Annotated in this window: 19 protein-coding genes; 14 read left to right on the plus strand and 5 right to left on the minus strand. The window is 71.5% G+C overall.

Going from position 1 to position 20,042, the window contains the following annotated elements; translation table 11 throughout:
* The first annotated feature begins 27 nt into the window (after nt 1–27).
* From ACNTMW_RS29645 to ACNTMW_RS29665, 5 genes are all read left to right on the plus strand, one after another.
* On the plus strand, nt 28–990 hold the full coding sequence (locus ACNTMW_RS29645) for a hypothetical protein (RefSeq protein WP_426637229.1): 963 nt from the start codon (nt 28–30) through the stop codon (nt 988–990).
* Nucleotides 972–1,931 (plus strand): carbohydrate kinase family protein, encoded by a 960-nt coding sequence (locus ACNTMW_RS29650; RefSeq protein ID WP_426637230.1) that lies wholly within the window; start codon nt 972–974, stop codon nt 1,929–1,931. The genes ACNTMW_RS29645 and ACNTMW_RS29650 overlap by 19 nt, the downstream gene beginning before the upstream one ends.
* A gap of 85 nt (nt 1,932–2,016) precedes the next feature.
* Nucleotides 2,017–2,841, plus strand: coding sequence for a DeoR/GlpR family DNA-binding transcription regulator (locus tag ACNTMW_RS29655; RefSeq protein ID WP_426637285.1), 825 nt, complete (start codon nt 2,017–2,019; stop codon nt 2,839–2,841).
* A 186-nt stretch (nt 2,842–3,027) separates the two neighbouring features.
* Nucleotides 3,028–3,885, plus strand: coding sequence for an HpcH/HpaI aldolase/citrate lyase family protein (locus ACNTMW_RS29660; RefSeq protein ID WP_426637231.1), 858 nt, complete (start codon nt 3,028–3,030; stop codon nt 3,883–3,885).
* Complete coding sequence (locus tag ACNTMW_RS29665) at nt 3,882–4,889, plus strand: MaoC family dehydratase (protein ID WP_426637233.1); 1,008 nt, start codon at nt 3,882–3,884, stop codon at nt 4,887–4,889. The genes ACNTMW_RS29660 and ACNTMW_RS29665 overlap by 4 nt, the downstream gene beginning before the upstream one ends.
* 76 nt (nt 4,890–4,965) lie before the next feature.
* On the opposite strand, the gene ACNTMW_RS29670 is transcribed toward ACNTMW_RS29665, so the two are convergent.
* The 3 genes from ACNTMW_RS29670 to ACNTMW_RS29680 all read right to left on the minus strand — a co-directional run bounded on the left by ACNTMW_RS29670 (nt 4,966) and on the right by ACNTMW_RS29680 (nt 8,342).
* On the minus strand, nt 4,966–6,120 hold the full coding sequence (locus tag ACNTMW_RS29670) for a CaiB/BaiF CoA transferase family protein (protein WP_426637234.1): 1,155 nt from the start codon (nt 6,118–6,120) through the stop codon (nt 4,966–4,968).
* A gap of 231 nt (nt 6,121–6,351) precedes the next feature.
* Nucleotides 6,352–7,101 carry a TetR/AcrR family transcriptional regulator gene (locus ACNTMW_RS29675; protein WP_426637235.1) on the minus strand — a complete coding sequence of 250 codons (750 nt, stop codon included), beginning with the start codon at nt 7,099–7,101 and terminating at the stop codon, nt 6,352–6,354.
* An 83-nt stretch (nt 7,102–7,184) separates the two neighbouring features.
* The gene (locus ACNTMW_RS29680; protein ID WP_426637236.1) at nt 7,185–8,342 is read right to left on the minus strand and encodes an acyl-CoA dehydrogenase family protein; all 1,158 of its coding nucleotides are present in this window, start codon (nt 8,340–8,342) and stop codon (nt 7,185–7,187) included.
* Between the two features lie 252 nt (nt 8,343–8,594).
* Here ACNTMW_RS29680 and ACNTMW_RS29685 point away from each other — a divergent pair, with 252 nt between their 5' ends.
* Nucleotides 8,595–10,196, plus strand: a complete 1,602-nt coding sequence (locus ACNTMW_RS29685; protein ID WP_426637286.1) for a class I adenylate-forming enzyme family protein — start codon at nt 8,595–8,597, stop codon at nt 10,194–10,196.
* 88 nt (nt 10,197–10,284) lie between these two features.
* On the opposite strand, the gene ACNTMW_RS29690 is transcribed toward ACNTMW_RS29685, so the two are convergent.
* Nucleotides 10,285–11,082: an SDR family NAD(P)-dependent oxidoreductase gene (locus ACNTMW_RS29690; protein ID WP_426637237.1), complete on the minus strand. Its 798-nt coding sequence runs from the start codon at nt 11,080–11,082 to the stop codon at nt 10,285–10,287.
* A 152-nt stretch (nt 11,083–11,234) separates the two neighbouring features.
* Between ACNTMW_RS29690 and ACNTMW_RS29695 the strand changes: the two genes are divergently transcribed.
* Genes ACNTMW_RS29695 through ACNTMW_RS29710 form a run of 4 tightly spaced genes read left to right on the plus strand, consistent with a single transcriptional unit; the run spans nt 11,235 to nt 13,996 of the window.
* Nucleotides 11,235–11,687, plus strand: coding sequence for a MaoC family dehydratase (locus ACNTMW_RS29695; RefSeq protein ID WP_426637238.1), 453 nt, complete (start codon nt 11,235–11,237; stop codon nt 11,685–11,687).
* Entirely contained in the window at nt 11,684–12,433 is a 750-nt protein-coding gene (gene fabG, locus ACNTMW_RS29700) for a 3-oxoacyl-ACP reductase FabG (RefSeq protein WP_426637239.1), read from the plus strand. The genes ACNTMW_RS29695 and fabG overlap by 4 nt, the downstream gene beginning before the upstream one ends.
* A complete protein-coding gene (locus ACNTMW_RS29705) occupies nt 12,430–13,185 on the plus strand; it encodes an enoyl-CoA hydratase/isomerase family protein (protein ID WP_426637240.1) in 756 nt (251 codons plus the stop codon). The genes fabG and ACNTMW_RS29705 overlap by 4 nt, the downstream gene beginning before the upstream one ends.
* A 1-nt stretch (nt 13,186) precedes the next feature.
* Nucleotides 13,187–13,996, plus strand: a complete 810-nt coding sequence (locus tag ACNTMW_RS29710; protein WP_426637241.1) for an enoyl-CoA hydratase/isomerase family protein — start codon at nt 13,187–13,189, stop codon at nt 13,994–13,996.
* Between the two features lie 52 nt (nt 13,997–14,048).
* Here the strand turns inward: ACNTMW_RS29710 and ACNTMW_RS29715 are convergent, their stop codons facing one another.
* Nucleotides 14,049–15,080 carry an MBL fold metallo-hydrolase gene (locus ACNTMW_RS29715; protein ID WP_426637242.1) on the minus strand — a complete coding sequence of 344 codons (1,032 nt, stop codon included), beginning with the start codon at nt 15,078–15,080 and terminating at the stop codon, nt 14,049–14,051.
* Between the two features lie 92 nt (nt 15,081–15,172).
* Between ACNTMW_RS29715 and ACNTMW_RS29720 the strand changes: the two genes are divergently transcribed.
* The 4 genes from ACNTMW_RS29720 to ACNTMW_RS29735 all read left to right on the plus strand — a co-directional run bounded on the left by ACNTMW_RS29720 (nt 15,173) and on the right by ACNTMW_RS29735 (nt 20,039).
* Nucleotides 15,173–15,973 carry an enoyl-CoA hydratase/isomerase family protein gene (locus ACNTMW_RS29720; RefSeq protein WP_426637243.1) on the plus strand — a complete coding sequence of 267 codons (801 nt, stop codon included), beginning with the start codon at nt 15,173–15,175 and terminating at the stop codon, nt 15,971–15,973.
* A gap of 636 nt (nt 15,974–16,609) precedes the next feature.
* Nucleotides 16,610–18,304 carry a class I adenylate-forming enzyme family protein gene (locus ACNTMW_RS29725; RefSeq protein WP_426637244.1) on the plus strand — a complete coding sequence of 565 codons (1,695 nt, stop codon included), beginning with the start codon at nt 16,610–16,612 and terminating at the stop codon, nt 18,302–18,304.
* Nucleotides 18,301–19,548, plus strand: a complete 1,248-nt coding sequence (locus tag ACNTMW_RS29730) for an aromatic ring-hydroxylating oxygenase subunit alpha (protein ID WP_426637245.1) — start codon at nt 18,301–18,303, stop codon at nt 19,546–19,548. Before ACNTMW_RS29725 ends, ACNTMW_RS29730 begins: the two co-directional genes overlap by 4 nt.
* Entirely contained in the window at nt 19,545–20,039 is a 495-nt protein-coding gene (locus ACNTMW_RS29735) for an aromatic-ring-hydroxylating dioxygenase subunit beta (RefSeq protein WP_426637246.1), read from the plus strand. The genes ACNTMW_RS29730 and ACNTMW_RS29735 overlap by 4 nt, the downstream gene beginning before the upstream one ends.
* Nucleotides 20,040–20,042: the final 3 nt, after the last annotated feature.

The following is a 20,042-nucleotide window of genomic DNA, read 5'->3' on the forward strand; positions in this document are numbered from 1 at the left end:
TGAGCCGACACTTTCCGAAGGGACACCATGCTCAGCGATGCTCTCGACGACCGGGCGGCGGCCGGGTGGACCCGCTCGCCGGCCAACCCGGTGGTCTCCACGGCCGGCGGTGACTGGTGCCGCGACTTCATCGCGCCATGCTCGCTGGTCGAGCGCGACGGCCGGCTGTGGCTGTACACCGAGGGGTCCGCCGGCGGCCACGAACAGATCGGCCTGTTCACCGCGCCGGTCGACGACCCGACCACCTGGACGCCGAGCGAGCACAACCCCGTGCTCCGGGTCGGCGACGGGTTCGACCGGGGCGGCGTGTTCGACCCGGCGGTCGTGGAGTTCCGCGGCCGGTGGCTGATGTACTTCAGCGCCACCGAAGGCGACGCGCACGAGTACGCCGAGCAACTGGCCCACGGCCAGGCCGGCGACGGGCCGGTGGGGGAGTGGATCGGGCTGGCCACCAGCGACGACGGCGTGCACTTCGACAAGCACCCGGGCGGGCCGGTGCTGTCCGCCCGGTGCCCGTTCGCGCTGGTCCACGACGACCGCGTGTACCTGTTCTTCGTGCAGGTGGTCGACGGCGGCTACCGCATCCACCTGTCGGTCTCCGCCGACGGCGTGACGTTCGAACCGGTCCAGGACGCCCCGGTGCTCGACGTTGGCGGGCCGGGGTCGTGGGACGGGTTCTCGGTCACCACGCCGAAGGTCTTCCGCGACGGCGACCGCTTCTGCATGTCCTTCGCGGGCGACGACGCGAGCCTGGACGACCCGAAGGGGATCGGGTTGGCGTACTCCGACGACCTTGTCCACTGGGAGAAGGTGCCGGGCAACCCGGTCTTCACGGCCGGGCCGGACGGCGAGTTCGACAGCGTCTCGCTGCAGTCCCCGCTCATCCGCCGGATGGGCGACCGCTACGTCATGCTCTACGCCGGCAGCGACCACACCATCTTCGACGGTCTGCACTCGCAGGTGGGCCTGGCGTGGGCGGCGCTGCGATGACGGTACCGCGCGACCTCGACGTCGTCGTCCTCGGTGAGATCAACCCGGACCTCATCCTCACCGGACCCGACGTCGAGCCGGTCTTCGGCCAGGTCGAGCGGCTCGTCGACGACGCGAACCTGACGGTCGGCAGCTCGGGGGCGATCTTCGCCTGCGGCGCGGCCCGGCTGGGCCTGCGCACCGCCATGGTCGGGCTGGTCGGTGACGACCCGTTCGGCGCGTTCATGGTCGACCAGTTGCGGCGGCGTGACGTCCGTACCGAGGGGATCGTAGTGTCGGAGACGGTCTCGACCGGGTTGACGGTGATCCTCAACCGTGGCGCGGACCGCGCGATCCTGACGCACCTGGGAGCAATGGGAGCGATGAGCGCGGACATGGTGGATCGGGCGCTGCTGGCGCGGGCCCGCCACGTGCACGTCACGTCGTACTTCATGCAGCGGGCCCTGCAACCCGGACTGCCCGGGCTGCTCGCCGAGTTCCGGGCCGCCGGCGGAACGGTGTCGGTCGACACCAACTACGACCCGGACGAGCGCTGGGGCGACGGCATCGAGGACGTGCTGCGCTGTGCCGACGTGCTGCTGCCCAACGAGGCGGAGGCGCTGGCGCTCAGCGGCAGCCCGGACGTGCCCGCCGCGGCGGCCGCGCTGTCCCGGCTCGTCCCGACGGTGGTGGTCAAGCGGGGCGAGCACGGAGCGTACGCGTACGCCGACGGGGAGACGGTGGCGGTGCCGAGCCCGCCGACCGTACCGGTGGACACCACCGGTGCGGGCGATTCGTTCGACGCGGGCTACCTGTTCGGGTGGCTGACCGGGCGGCCGCTGCGTCGGCGGCTCGAACTGGCCGTGGCCTGCGGTTCGTTGTCGACCCGGCAGGTCGGTGGCACCGCGGGACAGCCCACCGCCGACCAGGCGCTGGGCCTCGCCGTCGAGTCGGCGAGGTAGGGACTGACATCGGCCACAGGGTATCTTGCCGAGTGCGTCGACCGGAGGAGCGAGCATGACCAGTGGTGTCGGGTCTGGGGTCGGTATGTCGACCGGTACCGACGCTGGCTCCGAGGCGGCCACGCCCGAGCGGCGCAGGCGGCGGGGGCGGTTCGACGCGATCCTCGCCCGGCTGAGCACCGAGGGCGCCGTCGGGGTCGCCGAGATCGCCGAAGAGCTCAACGTGTCTCCCGCGTCGATCCGGCGCGACCTGGAGGTCCTCGAGCAGCGCAAGCTGCTGGTGCGTACGCACGGCGGTGCCATCGCGACCGGGGTCACCTACGAGTTGCCGCTGCGCTACCGTGCCGGCCACCAGGAGCAGCAGAAACACGCGATCGCGCAGGTGGCCGCGGAGCGGGTCCCGGCGGATCGCGCCACGGTCGGCCTGACGGGGGGTACCACCACGACCGAGGTGGCCCGGCGGTTGGTCGAGCACCCGGATCTGACCGTGGTCACCAACGCGTTGAACATCGCGTCGGAACTGGTGGTGCGGCCCAACGTCAAGCTCCTGGTCACCGGTGGCGTGGCCCGTACCCAGTCCTACGAGCTGTGCGGGCCGTTCGCGGAGGCCACGCTCGCCGGGGTCAACATCGACATGGCGTTCATCGGGGTGGACGGCATCTCCGTCCGGGGTGGACTCACCACCTACCAGGAGGTCGAGGCGCACACCAACGCCGTGATGCTGCGCCGGGCCGGGCGGGTCGTCGTCACCGCGGACGGGAGCAAGATCGGTCGATCGACGTTCGCCCGCATCTGCGGGGTCGACGAGGTCGACGAGCTGATCACGGACAGCAGTGCCGACCCGGCCGCCGTCGAGGCGCTGGTGCAGGCCGGCCTGCGGGTGACCATCGCCGACCGGAAGCCGCAGTAGCCGGGTCGGACCCCGTACCTGCCGGAGATCAGGTGCCAGGGCGACCTGCTCCTGCCACTGCTGCGCGAAGGACGGGGTCACGCGCCGTTGCCGCGGCGCCCCGGAGAGGTCCGCCGTATCCCTCGCCGGCGTGCGGCGTTACGATTGAATCTAATCTAGATTAAACGTGCCATGGGGAGGGACCGTATGACGCTTTCCGTCGCGCCCCGGTCGTGCCTGTCGGTTCCGGGAACGGACGACAGGAAGATCCGTAAAGGGTGGGACTGCGAGGCCGACGAGATCGTGCTCGATCTCGAGGATGCCGTGCGCGCGTCCCGCAAGGCCGAGGCGCGCGAGATGGTCGCCGCGCTGCCCGGCCGCCGGGAGGCGGGGGCGCGGGTCGCGGTCCGGGTGAACGCCGCCCGCACCGGGTGGTGCCACCTCGACGTCGCCGCCGTCGCCGGCCCGGACACGCCGTTCGACTCCATCGTGCTGCCCAAGGTGGAGAGTGCCGGGGACCTGGAGTTCGCCGACCGGCTGCTGGACGGCGTCGAGGCGGCGTCGGGGCGGCGCCGACCGCTCGGCGTACAGGCGCTCATCGAGACCGCGAAGGGCCTGGCCAACCTGCGGGAGATCGTGGCGGCCTCGCCCCGGCTGCGCACGCTCATCATCGGGTACGCAGACCTCGGGGCGTCGCTCGGGCGGGCCGCCGACAGCTGGTCGTACGCGCGGGACGCGGTGCTGGTCGCCGCGCGCAGCGCCGGCCTGGCGGCCATCGACGGACCGTACCTCGGGGTCGCCGACGACGAGGAGTTCCGCCGCAGTGTGGTACACGCCAGGGAGCTCGGCTTCGACGGGAAGTGGGTGATCCATCCGCGCCAGCTCGGCACCGTCAACGCCGTGTTCACCCCGGGCGCGGACGAGGTCGCCCAGGCCCATGCGGTGCTCGACGCGTTGCGGGGTACCGAGGTGGGCGCGGTGGAACTGGAGGGGCGCATGATCGACGAGGCGGTCGCGGTGGCGGCCCGACGGGTCCTGGCGCGAGCGGAGGCGGCGAACCGATGACAGCGATCGCGGAAGGACCGTACTTCGAGGAACTCGCGGTCGGCCAGGTCTTCGACGGTGCGCCCGGCGTCACCCTCACCGCCGGGCACGCCGCGACGCACCAGGCGATCGTCGGCGACCGGCTCCGGCTGCCACTGGACGCGGACCTGTGCCGGGACGTCACGGGCGGCGGGCCGCTGGCCCACCCGGCGCTGGTGTGGGACGTGGCGATCGGTCAGTCCACCCTCGTCACCCACCACGTCAAGGCGAACCTGTTCTACCGTGGCCTCGCCTTCCGCCGGATGCCGTTGATCGGCGACACGCTGCGTACCACCACGGAGGTGGTGGCGCTGCGCCAGAACCGCGCGAAGCCGGGCCGCCGGCCGACCGGGCTGGCGGCGCTGCGGATCATCACGGTGGACCAGGACGGACTGCCGGTACTGGACTTCTGGCGCTGCGCGATGCTGCCGCTGCGCGACCCCGAGGCGCAGACCGGGCACGACGCCGATCTGGACGCGGTGGGCGCGGCCGCCACCGACGCGGAGCTCATCGAGGGGGCCGCCGGGTTGCTGGCGGGCTGGCGGCTCGATCGGTTCCGGGACCGGGTCGCGGGCCGGCACTTCGCCGATCTCGCCGAGGGCGAGCGGCTGCGGGTGGGCGGGGGAGACGTGGTGTCCAGCGCCCCCGAACTGGCCCGGCTCACCCTCAACGTGGCACAGGTACATCACGACGTGCGCGCTGCGGGCGGAGCCCGGCTGGTGTACGGCGGGCACACCATCGGTCTCGCGCTGGCCCAGGTCGCCCGCGCGCTGCCGAACCTGCTCACGATCGTGGCCTGGCACGGCTGCGACCATGTCGGCCCGGTCCACGAGGGGGACACACTGTCCAGCGAGGTCGCTGTCGAGCGCTGCCAGGCGCTGCCCGGCGGGGGCGGGCTGGTCCATCTCCGGTCGCTGGTCAGGGCGGTGGGCGACGGTGCGCCGCGCGACGTCCTGGACTGGCGGTTCGTCGCGGCCTTCGCGTAGCCGCGCCGCGGTACGAACGCCGGCCGGCGGGCCGCCTCGGGTGTCGGCGGAGGCGGCCCGCCGGCCGGCGCCGGTTTCACTCGTCGACGGGAGCCTGTACCGCCGCCCCGGATTCGAGCAGCGCAGCGGCGTTCTCAACCCCCCAGTCGCGCAGGATCTCGCGGGTGTGCCGGCCCGGCGCCGGAGGGGGAGTGCCGAGCGCGGTGGGGGTCGCGGAGAACCGGGGTGCTGGCGCGGGCTGCAGCATCCCGTCGTACTCCACAATGGAGCCGCGGGCCTTGATGTGCGGGTGGTGCGCGGCTTCGCGGAGGCTCACCACCGGGGCCACGCAGGCGTCGGAGTCGGCGAAGACCGCCGACCACTCCGCCTGGCTCCGGCCGCCGAAGGCGGCCGCGATCCGCTCGCGCAGCGCGGGCCAGAGCGCCCGGTCGTGCTGCCGGTGCGGGTCCTCGTCGAGTCCGAGCTTCGCGAGCAGTTCGGCGTAGAACTTGGGCTCGAGCGCGCCGACGGCCATGTGTCGGCCGTCGGCGGTTTCGTACACGGCGTAGAACGGCGCCCCGCCGTCGAGCAGGTTGACACCCCGCTCGTCGGTCCAGGCGCCGGTGGCGAGCATCATGTGCGTCCCGGCCAGCAGGTGCGCGGTACCGTCGACGATCGCGGCGTCGACGACCTGGCCGCGCCCGGAGCGCTCGGCTTCGCGCAGCGCGGCGAGCACCCCGATCACCAGGTAGTTTCCGCCCCCGCCGAAGTCGCCGACCAGGTTGAGCGGGATCTGCGGCGGCCCGCCCGCGGCGCCGATCGCGTGCAGCGCGCCGGTCAGCGCGATGTAGCCGATGTCATGACCGGCGAGCTGGGCCATCGGCCCGTCCTGCCCCCATCCGGTCATCCGGCCGTACACCAGCCGGGGGTTACGGGCGTGGCACGCCTCGGGGCCCAGCCCCAGCCGCTCGGCGACGCCCGGACGGTACCCCTCGATCAGTACGTCGGCCTGCGTGACCATGGCCAGGACGGTCTCCACCGCCGCCGGCTGCTTGAGGTCGACGAGGATGGACTTCTTGCCCCGGTTCAGCACGTCGAGGTGTTCGGCTCCGGGGAAGAACCCGCTGCCGCCCGGCCGGTCGACGCGCACGACCTCGGCGCCCAGGTCGGCCAGCATCATCCCGGCGAACGGGCCCGGCCCGATCCCGGCGAGTTCGAGCACCTTGACTCCGGACAGTGGCCCGCTGCTCATCGTGACTCCATCAGGTAGCGTTGCGCTGGCAATTTAATCGCTATTAGGTAATCAGCCGGCGCCATGGCCGCGTTCGACCCCACCGGCTTCGGCGGGGCGGCCGGACGTCGGTGTGCGAAACGATCGCCGATGCGTTGGTACGCCGGCCCGGACCGGTGGCCGGGACACCCGGGCAACGCCGGTCGCGGCTGCCCGTACGGCGCGACCGCGGCCCCGCGCCCCTCGTAGCCGCTAAGCGTGACCTGCCGGGGCGTGGGCGCCGCTACCGCGGTCGGTGACCGCGGTACCGGGATGGGCGGCGGCCCGGCCCCTGCGGGTGACGGTCTCCTCGGCCGACGCCACCAGCTGCGACCTGCTGCTGAGGCCGTGCCGGACCAACGACTGGGTGGTACGCACGACGGTTTCGTAGCTGTCGCGCTTGGGGTTCCACCACTCCGCGGTCCAGTTCAGCGCGCCGAGCACCATCAGGTGGGCGGTGCGCAGGTCGAGATCCGAGCGCAGCTCACCGGCGTCGGCGAGATCGCGGAAGAGCTCCCGCCACAGCTTGCTGTACTCGGCCTCCTCCGCGAGCTGGCGGGTGCGCAGGTCCTCCGGGACCTGCCCGGAGTTGCGGATCATCGCGGTGGCGAAGTCGGACAGCTCCAGTTCGAGGTGGAGGTGAGCCTCGACCGCCGCGCAGATCCGGGCCATCGGGTCGGTCTCCGGAGGTAGCTCGGCGAGAACCTGGCTGACGTGCTCGCGTACCCGCCGCGCGCCGGTCCACATCACCTCTTCGATCAGCTCTTCGCGGGATCCGAAGTAGTAGTAAATCGCGGGTGCCTGAAGTTGTGCCTGGTCGGCGATGTCTCCCAGGCGCGTTCCGGCGTAGCCCTTGCGGCTGAGGACGTGGGCCGCGGCGTCGAGAATGCGCTCCCGGGTACGGCTGGACTTCGACCCGGCGTTGTCTTTCGGGGTCGATTTCGTCCTGGCTCTCCTGGGCACCGAGAGATCATACGCCGTGGCGGTACCTCGACCCGGAATCAGCCGTTGGTGGCCCCGCCGTGGCGCGGAGGGCTTGGCCCTGGTCACAGGTCGATGCCTCCCCGATGGACGAGCTGGGATGCGATGACGTTGCGCTGGATCTCGTTGGTGCCCTCACCGACGATCATGAGCGGGGCGTCGCGGAAGTACCGTTCCACGTCGAACTCGGTGGAGTAGCCGTAGCCGCCGTGGATGCGTACGGCGTTGAGCGCGATCTCCATCGCGGTCTCGGAGGCGAACAGCTTGGCCATGCCGGCCTCCATGTCGCAGCGCTGTCCGGTGTCGAGGCGCTCGGCGGCGTGCAGGACGAGCTGGCGCGCGGCGGTGAGCTTGGTGGCCATGTCGGCCAGGTAGTTGCCGATCGACTGGTGCTTCCAGATCGGCTTGCCGAAGCTCTCGCGCTCCTGCGAGTAGCGCAGGGCGTCCTCGAACGCGGCCCGGCCGACGCCGAGGGCGCGGGAGGCGACCTGGATGCGGCCGGTCTCCAGCCCCTTCATCATCTGGGCGAACCCGCGGCCTTCGACCCCGCCCAGGACCGCCGTGGCGGGAGCGTGGTAGTCGGCGAAGGACAGCTCGCAGCTCTCCACGCCCTTGTAGCCGAGCTTCGGCAGATCCCGGGAGACGGTCAGGCCGGGCCCGTGCTCGACGAGCAGGATGCTCATGCCGGTGTGCGCCGGCTTCGCGGCCGGGTCGGTCTTGCAGAGCAGGGCGATGAGCTGGGAGCGGCGGGAGTTGGTGATCCAGGTCTTGGCGCCGTTGATGACGTAGCCGTCGCCGGTACGCCGGGCGACGGTCTTCATGGCCTGCAGGTCGGAGCCGCCGCCGGGCTCGGTGAGCGCCATCGTGGCACGGACCTCGCCGGTGGCCATCCGCGGCAGGTACTGCTGCTTCTGCTCCTCGGTGCCGAAGGCCGAGAGGAGCTTCGCGACCACGGTGTGTCCACCCATGGCGCCGGCCAGGCTCATCCAGCCGCGGGCGAGTTCCTCGGTGACCATCACGTAACAGGAGGTGGAGACGAGGACGTCGCCGTAGGGCTCGGGAACGGCGAGGCCGAAGATCCCGAGCTGCTTCATCTGCTCGATCAGCTTCTCCGGGTACTCGTTGGCGTGTTCCAGCTCGCGGGCGATCGGCCGGACCTCACGGTCGACGAAATCCCGCACGGTCTCCACGACCGCCCTCTCCTCCTCGGACAGTGTTGCCACGGCGCTCTCCATCCACCTCTGCGAGGTCCGCCTGCTGCGGCCCCTTGGATTCATTTTAAAATAGATTAGAATACGGCCCAGTCACAGTGTGACGCGAGGCTCGCCAACAGAGGTCGGGCGGTCCGGCCCGACGAACGGCGGCGGCCGGCGGGGCGGCCGTGCCGGGTACCGGCGGTCGGCGGAGCCGCCGGGTCGCGGTCCGCGGCGGTGACGGGGGCTCTCCCCACCACGGCAAGCAAGGAGGAAAGCGTGATGAACGTCCAGGCCGCGTCCGAGGTCGTGCCGATCGGCCAGGTGCTGAGGGACAGTTATGTGCGGTTCGCCGATCGCGTCGCCATCACCGACGACGCGCGTTCCCTGACGTACGCCGAACTTCACGACCGAGCCCGGGGAATCGCGGCCGGACTGCGGCGGCTCGGGTGCGCCCCCGGTGACCGGGTCGTGCTGTTGTCACCGAACCGCTGTGAATGGGTCGAGGTCGATCACGCGTGCTACCTCGGGGGCTTCGTCCGCGTCGCCCCGCTGACCCGCCTGCACCCCAGGGAGCTGAACCGGATCGTGGCCGACGCGGACCCCACGGTCATCGTCGCCGAGGGGGAGTGGCTGGACGGTGCCGGCCGGGACTGGATCCCGGCGGGCGTCAGGCACCTCATCACCATCGGGGAGCGCCCGGGCACCAGCGGTTCGCTGGAGGACCTGTACGAACCCGGTACCGACGACGAGTTCCCGCCCGCGGACCTGGACACGCCGTGCTGGATCATGTACACCTCCGGGTCGACCGGGGCGCCCAAGGGCGTCGTGTGCAACCACCGGTCGGTCGGTGCGATGACCCGCGGCACGCTGGCGGAGATGACCGCGCGGGCCGATCTCGGTACCGACGACGTGGCCGTGCACACCGCTCCGCTCGGTCACTGGGGCGGCTCCATCGCGCTGGCCCTGTACGCCGTGGGCGGTACCAACATCCTGGAGAAGTCGTTCGACGCCGAACGGCTGGCCGCGATGCTGGACTCGGGCCGGATCACCGTGCTGCCGCTGGTGCCCACCCAGATCAACATGCTGGTCGAGGTCCTCGCCGGCAAGGCGGCAGCCGGCGCACCGGTGGACGTGTCGAGGGTGAAGCTGCTGCCCTACGCGGGGTCGGCGATCGCGCCCGACCGGCTGGCGAAGGCCCAGGAGGTCTTCGGCCAGATCATGTTGCAGTTCTACGGTTCCAGCGAGGCGCTGACACCGGTGACCACGCTCCGGCCGGAGGACCATGTCACCACGGTATCGAGCGGAGGGCTGCCCCGGCTGGCGTCGGCCGGCAAGCAGGCTCCGTTCTCCGAGGTGGCGGTGGTCGGTCCGGACGGGGCGCCGCTGCCGCCCGGCGAGACCGGTGAGATCACCACCCGGGGGGCGCACGTGATGCCGGGCTACTGGCGCCTGCCCGACGCCACCGCCGAGGTCCTCAACGCCGACGGCTGGGTGCGTACCGGGGACATGGGCTACCTCGACGACCACGGCTTCCTGTTCATTGTGGACCGGAAGAAGGACATGATCGTCACCGGCGGGTTCAACGTGTACCCGCGAGAGGTGGAGAACGCGATCTCGACGCTGGCGGGCGTGCGGGAGGTCACCGTGGTGGGCGCGCCGAGCGAACGCTGGGGCGAGGCGATCACCGCGATCGTGGTCCCGGTGCCCGGCGTCACGCTGACCAAGGAGAGCGTGGTGGACCACTGCCGCCAGCAGATCGCCGGGTACAAGGTGCCCAAGGAGGTCCTGTTCCGCGACGAGCTACCCAAGAGCGGCACCGGCAAGATCTTGAAGCACGACATCCGTGACGCGCTGTGGCAGGGGCGCACCCGGAAGGTCTGAGCGCGCCGCCGGTACGGCGTGCGCCGGCAGGCCCACCCGGGCCCACCGGTGCACGCCGTACGCGTACGGGGCGCCGTGCCGGTACGGCTCAGGGCATCGCGTAGCCGCCGCTGACCGAGATGACCTGCCCGGTGACCTGGCGGGCCGCGGTGGGGGAGGCGAGCCAGAGCACGGACCCGGCGACGTCCTCGGCCGTGGTCAGCCGGCGTAGCGGGGTCGCTTTCAGCATGTACTCGACCTGCCGGTCGTTGAAGATCGCGTCCTGGCCGCCGGCCCACAGGCTGGCGGCGCCGACGGCCTCCGGGCCGGCGGGGATGACGAGGCCGGGGCAGACGACGTTGGCGCGGATGCCGTGCCGGCCGTGCTCCTTGGCGGTGGTGCGGGCCAGGGCGACGACCGCCGCTTTGGAGGACCCGTAGACCGCCTGCCGGATCTCGCCGAACGCGGCGTCGCTGGCGATGTAGACCAGCGATCCGGTGCCGGCCTCGCGCATCGGCGCGAGCGCGGCCTGGGTGCACTCGATCGCCGCGAACAGGTTGACCTCGAAGGTGCGCTGCCACTGCGCCCGGTCGGTGTGCTCGGCGATGAACCCGGGGATGCTGATGCCCGCGTTGTTGACCAGCACGTCGATGCCGCCCCAGGCGTCCAGTACCCGGTCGACGGCGCGGGTGGCCGCTCCCGCCGTGGCCAGGTCGGCCGGTACGACCTCGGCGGCGGTGGCGCCGCGCTCGAGGGCCTCGCCGCGGACCCGCTCGGCCTGGTCGCCGTCGAGGTCGCAGATGACGATCCGGGCACCCTCGGCCGCGAACCCGTGCACGATGCCCCGGCCGATGTTGGAGGCGCCGCCGGTCACCAGGACCCGAGCACCGGTGAGACCTAGATCCATATCGCTGCGTTCCTTCGCGCTGTGGCCGGATGCTTCCCGGCCGGACGGGGCCACCACGGGGCGTGGGGCGCCCGACGTTGTAGCCGAATTCTTATCTAATCTAGATTAGAACAAGCGGGCCGGTCCGGCGGCACCACATCCGAGGAGGGAACATGAGGGTCTTCAGCGGCCTTGACGAGGTCGTCAGGGCGCGCGGCGAGGCGCTGGGTACCAGCGACTGGCTCGCCATCGAACAGGAGCGCGTCGACACGTTCGCCGACGCCACCGGCGACCACCAGTGGATCCACGTCGACACCGACCGGGCCAAGGACGGGCCCTTCGGGACGACGATCGCGCACGGCTACCTCACGCTGTCCCTGCTGCCGGTGTTCATCCAGCAGATCTACCGGGTCGACGGGGTCCGGATGGCGGTCAACTACGGGCTGAACAAGGTGCGCTTCCCCGCACCGGTCCCGGTGGGCGCGAAGCTGCGGGCGACCGTGCGGCTGGTGGAGGTCACCCAGCTGGACGGCGCGGTCCAGGCGGTGCTGTCCACCACCGTCGAGACCGACGGCGGCGACAAGCCGGTGTGCGTGGCCGAGTCGGTCGTGAGGTACTACGCATGACCGGGACAGGACTGGTGGCAGGCCGCACCGCGATCGTGACGGGCGCGGCGCGGGGCATCGGGCTGGAGATCGCCCGCCTGCTGACCGAACACGGCGCCCGGGTCGTCCTCGCCGACCGCGACGCCGAGGAAGCGGCCGCAGCGGCCGCCGGGCTCGGCGACGAGCGGACCGTCTGGTCGCGCGGCTGCGACGTCACCGACGAGGCGCAGGTCGACGCGCTGGTGGCCGGCACGGTGGAGCGGTTCGGCTCGCTGGACATCTTCGTCAACAACGCCGGCATCACCCGGGACGCCTCGCTGAAGAAGATGACCGTGCAGGACTTCGACGCGGTGATCACCGTTCACCTGCGCGGCACCTGGCTGGGCGTACGGGCCGCCGCGGCGGTGATGCGCGAGGCCGGCTCCGGCTCGATCATCAACATCTCCTCCCTGTCGGGCAAGTCCGGCAACCCCGGCCAGACCAACTACAGCGCCGCCAAGGCCGGCATCGTCGGCCTCACCAAGTCCGCCGCCAAGGAGTTGGCGCACCGCGGCGTCCGGGTCAACGCCGTCCAGCCGGGCCTCATCCGGACCGCGATGACCGAGGCCATGCCGCCCGACGTCTTCGCCGCCCGGGAGGCCGACATCCCGATGAAGCGGGCCGGCGAGCCGCGCGAGGTCGCGGGGGCGGTCCTGTTCCTCGCCTCGGACCTGGCCGGCTACATGACCGGCACGGTGCTCGAGGTCGGCGGCGGGAGGCTGATGTGAGCGACGTACTGCTGAGCCGGACGGACGGCGCGGTGGGGCACATCGTCCTCAACCGGCCGGAGGCGATGAACGCGATCACCGTCGAGCTCGGCGAAGCGCTGGAGCGGGCGCTGGTCCGGCTCGCCGACCAGGTCAACGTCATCCTGGTACGGGGGTCCGGCGGAAACTTCTCGGTCGGCGGCGACTTCCACGAGCTCGAACGGCTACGTGCCGGCGGGCGCGAGGCGATGCGCCCGCTGTTCGAGAACTTCGCCCGGGCCTGCGCGGCCATCCCGCGGCTTCCGGTGCCGGTGGTGGCCGCCGTCGAGGGGTACGCGATGGCGGGTGGGTTCGAGCTGATGCAGTCCTGCGACATCGTGCTGGTACACGAGAACGTCAAGATCGCCGACAACCACGCCCGGTTCGGGCTGGTACCCGGCGGGGGCAGCACCCAGCGGTTGCCCCGGCTGGCCGGCCGCCAGCGCGCGCTCGCCCACATCCTCACCGGCGACCGGCTGACCGCCGACGAGGCCGTCGCCTGGGGACTGGCGTACCGGTCGCTGCCCGCCGACGGCTTCGACGAGGCGGTGAATGCGTTCGTCACCCGGCTGGCCGGGCGCAACCCCGACGCCCTGCGGCGGATAAAGCATCTGGTGCACACCGGACTGGACCTGCCGCTGGCCGATGGCATCGCGCTGGAAATTGAGACCGTTCTCGACCACCTCAGCGAGGAAGCCGCCGATGCGAGCTTCGCCGCCTTCAAGGGAGCCTGACATGACGCGCACACTGATCGATTCCGGCCCGGTGCTGCTGGACCTCGACGCCGACGGGGTGGCCCGCCTGCGGCTCAACCGGCCGGAGGCGTCCAACGGGATGGACGTGCCGTTCCTGCAGGCGCTGTACACGGCGGTCATGCGCTGCCACGGCGAGCCGGACGTGCGCGCCGTGCTGCTCACCGGCGAGGGCCGCAACTTCTGCGCCGGCGGAGACGTCAAGACCTTCGCGACCAAGGGGGAGGGGCTGCCCGACTACCTGCGGGAGGCCACCTCCTGGCTGCAGATCTCGACCTCGGCGCTGATGCGGCTGCAGGCGCCGGTGATCGCCGCCGTGCACGGCTTCGCCGCCGGTGGCGGCGGGTTCGGCCTGGTGTGCGCGGCCGACCTGGTGGTCGCCGCCGAGTCCGCGAAGTTCATGGCCGGGGCCACCCGGGTGGGCATGGCGCCCGACGCGGGCGTCTCGGTCACCCTGACCCGGCTGGTCGGGCTGCGCAAGGCGATGGAGATCGTGCTGACCAACCCGGTCCTCACCGCCGCCGAGGCGCGCGAGATCGGCCTGATCACCCGGGTGGTCGCCGACGACACGCTGCTCGACGAGGGCCTGGCGCTGGCCCGTACGCTCGCCGCCGGCGCACCCCGGGCACTTGCCGCCACCAAGCGACTGCTCTGGGACGGCCTCGGCGCCAACGTGGAGGCCAGGCTGCCCGAGGAGGCCCGTACGGTCGCCGAGCTGTCCGGTACGGCCGACGCGCGGGAGGGCCTCGCCGCCGTCATCGAGCGCCGCGACCCGGTCTTCACCGGCCGGTAACCGCTGCCGTCCCCGGTCCGCGGCCTGCGCGGGCCGGGGACGGCACTGCCGCTCAGGCCGGCGCGTAGGCGCGCACGCCGCCGTCCAGGTCGGCCGCGACGAGCACGCCCTGGTCGGCCAGTACGTCCAGGTGGGCGTCGGTCTCCAGGACGGCAAGCATCTGGCTGACCAGGTCGAGGTCGGCCAGCCGGCGCTCGCGGCGGGTCCACGGCAGCGCCAGGGCCGCCTCGTACGCGGTCCGCGCCCCGGCCCGGACGGCCCGCGCGGTGGCGTCCAGCCGCTGCTCGTGATGGGCGATCAGCTCCTCGACGCGGGTGTGGACGCTCGCGGTGACCGGTCCGTGGGCGGGCAGCAGCAGGGTGTCGGGGATCCCCTGCATCAGTCGCAGCGAGTCGAGGTAGCTGCGCAGCGGCTTCGGCTCGGGGACGACCTCCAGCCCGATGGAGGGGGTGATGTGCGGGAGTACGTGGTCACCGGCGAACAGCAGGCCGGCGGCGGCGTCGCGCAGCACCACGTGCCCCCGGGTGTGTCCCGGCGTGGCGAACACGTCGAGCGCGACCGGCCCGAGGGACACCCGCTCGCCGTCGTCCAGCCAGCCGTCGGGCAGGCTCCACGGTACGGGGATCTCCTCCTCGGTTGGCTCCAGGGCGGCGACCCGGTCGGCGATCTCGGCCGCCCCGCAGCGGCGCAGCAGGCCGACCTGGCGGGGGTAGATGCCCTGGGCGTAGTCGAACGCCTCGATCGAGGTTCGTTCCCCGCGGCCGACCAGCACCCGCGAGCCCAACGTCCCCTGCAGCGCCAGGGCCTGGGAGTAGTGGTCCACGTGGGCGTGGGTCACCAGGACGCAGGCGAGGTCCGCGAGCTGATGCCCGAGCGTTCCCAACGCCTCGGCCAGTGCCTTCTCGGTGTCCGGCATGGCCCAGCCCGGATCGACGACCACCGGCCCCTCCGGAGTCTCGATCACGTACGCGTTCACCGCCCGCAGGCCGGTGGAGGGCAGCGGCAGCGGTACCCGGTAGACCCCCGGCCGCACCGGATGGGCGCCCGGCTCGGTCCAGTCCTCGGGTTGCTCTCCGATCGTCATGCGTCGTCTCCTCGCCGGTAGGGGCTTGTATCGCCGTGCTGGCGCCACCTACTCTATGTATTCGAAAATAGATTCAAAATGAGGTGGGTAACGTGTCACAGCACGCCGACGGAACCGCCGAGGGTGACTGCGTCCAGGTAGCCGACCGCGGAGCCGTACGGGTGCTGACCCTGAACCGGCCGCACCGGCGCAACGCCATCGACCTCGAACTTCGGGTCGTGCTCGCCGAGCGGATCGAGGAGGCGATGGCCGACGACGCGGTGCGGGCGATAGTACTGACCGGGGCGGGCGGCACGTTCTGCTCGGGCGGTGACATCTCGACGATGCGCCGGCAGTCCCCGGAGCAGACCCGGCCCCGGGCCGAGGCGGCACAGCGCATCGTGCGCGCGATCTGGACCGGCCCCAAGCCCGTGCTCGCGGCGGTCGAGGGGTTCGCCTTCGGGGCGGGGGCGGCGCTGGCGCTGGCCTGCGACCAGGTGATCGCGGCTTCCGACGCCACCTTCAACCCGACGTTCAACCGCGTCGGTCTCGCCGGTGACCTCGGCATCTTCTGGTCGCTCCGGCAGCGCGCCGGGCTCGCCGCGGCCCGCCGCCTGCTCCTGCTGCCCCGGGCGGTCCGCGGCGCCGAGGCGCTGGACCTGGGGCTGGCCGACGCCCTGGTCGAGCCCGGTACCGCGCTCGAGGCCGCCCTCGCCGACGCCGAGAAGCTCGCCGCAGGCCCGCCGCTGGCGCTCGCCGCCATCAAGGCGATGCTCGTCGAGGGGCCGTCCGACCCCTACGAGGTACTGGCCCGCGAGGTCGACAACCAGGTCCGCCTGTTCGACACCGACGATTTCGCCGAGGGCGTGGCGGCATTCCACGAGCGCCGCGCCCCGGTCTTCCGCGGCCGGTAGCTGATTTCTCCACGACGGTCCGGCGGTCCCCGCGTACCGGCCGGGCGATTGCTTCGCGGCCGGTTGCGGGTTTCTGCGCGGTCGGCCCCGGTTCTTCCGCGGTCGGCCCCGGTTCTTCCGCGGTCGGCTGCCGTTCTCGCGCGCCAGGCGGCCGGCCTCTCGCCGCCGGTGCCGGTTCTGCCGCGCTGTTCTCCCGCACCGGACAGCTGATTCCGCAGTGTCGGGTCGGCGGCTCTCGCGCGCCGTTCCGTGGATCTTCCGGAAGGTTCTTACTTTTCTAATTTAGATTACGTAGGCTGTCGCGATGTCGCCGCCCGTCGGCGACCGCCCTGTTTCCGCGAGCGTGGCTCGCGCAAGGAGGTTGTGCCCGTGGCGCTGGCGGTACGTGCCAACCTCGCAGCGTGCCGCCGGTACGGCCGAGCCCGGCGGGGCCAGAACCCATGGTGCCGGAACCCGCTACCCCCGGAACCCGCAAGCACCCGAACGTGCAACCGCCCGAACCCGCAAGCACCCGAACCGCAACCGAGTTGCCCGTCGCCGACGGCGAGCTGAGCCGCTGGTCCGGCGGCCGCAATGGGTTGCACGCGTTTGACAACTTAATCTAATCCAGATTAAATAAGTGCCAGGAGGTTCCGCATGATCCCGAGTGTCGACGAGCGCCGAGCGCGCCTCATCGAGCGCTTCCGCGAGTGGACGCCGCTTACCCTCGATGCCCGGCTCGACCAGTGCGCGGCGGAGTTCGGCGAGCGCCCGTTCGTCCTCACCGACGAGCGGACCCTGACGTATGCCGAAGCCGCCGCCTGGTCCGCCCGGCTGGGTGACGGGCTGGCGGCGCTCGGGGTCCGGCCGGGCGACCGGGTCGGCCTGCTGATGGCCAACTACCTGGAGTTCGTCCCGCTGAAGTTCGCGATCGCGCGGGCCGGCGCCGTGGCGATCCCGTTCAACTACCTGTACCGGCAGGAGGAGCTGGCCTACGTCCTGGCCCAGTCCGGGTGCAACGTGCTGATCACCATGACCGGCTTCGCCGGCCTGGACTACCTGGGCATGCTCGACGCCATCACCCCCGGCTGGGAGAGCGGCGGCGGCGAGGCGCTGCCGGACCTGCGGCACGTGGTGCTGCTGTCCACGGACGGGCGCAGCCGCGACGGGGCCCTCACCGTCGACGGCCTCGACGACCTTGGCACGCGCAATCCCGGCGCCACGGCGGGCACGCACAAGCCCGACGACCTCGGCGACATCCTCTACACGTCGGGCACCACCGGTTCCCCCAAGGGCGTGATGGTCACCCACGACGCGGTGCAGCGTACGGGTTACGCGTCCGCGTTGACGCGGGCGTTCGAGGACGGCCGTCGCATCCTGTTCTCGCTGCCCTGTTACCACATGTTCGGCTACGTGGAGGGCCTGCTCGCGGCCATGATGGTGGGCGGGGCGATCATCCCGCAGACCTCGTTCAGCCCGGCCAGCTACTTCGAGGGCATCGAGCGCCACCGGGCCACCGAGATCCTGTGCGTGCCGACCATGACGGTCGCGCTGCTGGAGCACCCGGACCGGACCAAGCGGGACCTGTCCTCGCTGTTCGCCATGCTGTCCGGCGCCGCGCCCTCCCCGGTGTGGCTGTGGGAGCAGGTCCGTGCCGAGCTCGGGGTGACCGAGCTGGTCACCGGGTACGGCATGACCGAGTGCGGCGGGGCGATGACGATGTCGTTGCCCGAGGACCCGCTGGAGCGGCACTCCGCCACCGTCGGGCGGCCCAAGCTCGCCGGCGCTGCCGGCGTGCCGGGCGACATCTGCGTCTACAAGACCGTCGACCCGCTGACCGGGGAGGACCTGCCGCCGGGCACCGAGGGCGAGCTGGTCTCCAGCGGACCGACGCACATGTTGGGCTTCTGGAACAAGCCGGCGGAGACCGCCCTCGCCCTGCGCGACGGCTGGGTGTTCTCCGGCGACCTCGGCCGCATCCGCGAGGACGGCTACATCCAGGTCACCGGCCGCAGCAAGGAGCTGTACAAGAGCGGCGGCGAGCTGGTCATGCCCAAGGAGGTCGAGGACCTGCTCACCGCGCTCCCGGGCGTCAGCCAGGCCTTCGCGATCGGGGTGCCCGACGACCGGTGGGGCGAGGCGGGCTGCGTCTGGATCGTTCCCGAACCCGACGCGAAGCTCACCGCCGACGACATCATCGCGGTCTGCAAGGAGAATCTGGCCCGGTTCAAGGTGCCCAAGCACGTGCTGTTCGCCGAGCCGTCGGAGCTGCCGACGACGCCGACCGGAAAGATCCAGAAGTTCAAGCTGGTCCAGCAGGCCAGGGCACGAATTGAAGGAGAGAAGTCGTGAGCACCCGCTACGCGGAGCTGATCCAGCCCGAAAGAGTGCACGGCTCGCTGTACACCGATCCGGCCATCTTCGCCGAGGAGCTTCAGCGGATCTGGTACCGGACCTGGGTGTGTGTCGGGCACGTGAGCGAGGTGGCCCAGCCCGGCGACTACGTCCGCAAGCGGATCGCCGCCCAGGACGTCATCATGACCCGGAGCGCGGACGGCGAGGTCAACCTGCTGCTCAACCGGTGCGCGCACCGCGGCAACCTGGTCTGCGAGGACCAGCAGGGCAACTCCAGCTCCTTCCGCTGCCCCTACCACGGCTGGACGTACCGCAACACCGGGGAGATGCTCGGGTACCCGTACAACCAGGGGTACGGCGGCAAGGGCAAGCTGTCGCTGGGTCTCGGCCGGGTGCCGCGGGTCGACACCTACCAGGGCTTCGTGTTCGGCAGCTTCGCCGCCGACGGCCCGAGCCTGAAGGAGCACCTCGGCGCGGCGGCGGGCGAGCTGGACCGGCTGGCCCGGCTCTCCCCGGAGGGCGAGATCGAGCTGACCGCCGGCTGGCTCAAGCACCGCGCCAAGGCGAACTGGAAGCTGCTGGTCGAGAACGAGACCGACGGCTACCATCCGCAGTTCGTGCACGGCTCCGTCTTCAGCGTCACCGGCAGCCACATCGGCTCCCTGTACAGCGACAAGTCGGATGCCGTCACCCGCGACCTCGGCGGTGGCCACAGCGAAAACGACCTGCGCCCGGAGTTCCGCAAGATGGCGCCGATGAACTGGTTCGGCACCACCGAGGCCAAGGTGCCCGACTACGTGGCGAAGATGCGCGCGCTCCACGGCGAGCAGGCCGAGGAGATCCTCATCGAGGGCGCGCCGCACGTCATGGTCTTCCCCAACCTGTTCGTCGCCGAGATCAGCGTCTTCATGATCAATCCGGTGGCGGTCGACGAGACGGTGCAGAACGTCACCGCGGTGCAGCTCAAGGGCGCGCCGGAGATGAACCGCCGCCTGCTGTCGCAGTGCATCGGCTCGGTCGGACCGGCGGGCATGCTGCTCGCCGACGACTCGGAGATGTACGAGCGCAACCAGCGTGGGCTCACCGCCCGGGTGCCGGAGTGGCTCGACATCCGGCGGGGCGTGCAGCGGGAGCGGGTCGACGAGAACGGCTTCCGGGTCGGTGCGGCCAACGACGAGACCGGCATGCGTGGCTTCTGGTCCCACTACCGCGGCCTGATGGAAGAGGAGAACGCACAGTGAGCAGCCTGGCCGAGGGCACTGGCCTGGACCTCCGGGAGATCGAGCAGTTCCTCTACCGCGAGGCGCGGCTCGCCGACGAGCACGACTACGACGGCTGGGAAGCACTGTGGACCGACGACGCGCTCTACTGGGTGCCCGCCGGAGGTGCCGACATCGACCCGCAGCAGAAGATGTCGGTGATCTACGACAACCGCAGCCGCATCGCCACCCGGCTCAAGCAGCTGAAGACGGGCAAGCGGTACTCGCAGTCGCCGCCGTCCAACATGCGCCGGATCGTGTCCAACGTCGAGGTACTCGGGGTCGAGGGCACGGACACCGTCGTCGGGGCGAACTTCATCCTGGTCGAGTCCCGGGATCGGGGGACCACCCTGTGGGCCGGCCGTACCACGTACCGGGTGCGTCGTACGGACGACGGCATCCGGCTGGCCTACAAGAAGGTCGTCCTGATCGACAACGAGCAGGCCCTGTCCACCCTGTCGTTCCTCATCTGAAAG

The sequence above is a fragment of the Planosporangium spinosum genome, assembly GCF_049999945.1.
Lineage (GTDB): Bacteria > Actinomycetota > Actinomycetes > Mycobacteriales > Micromonosporaceae > Planosporangium > Planosporangium spinosum.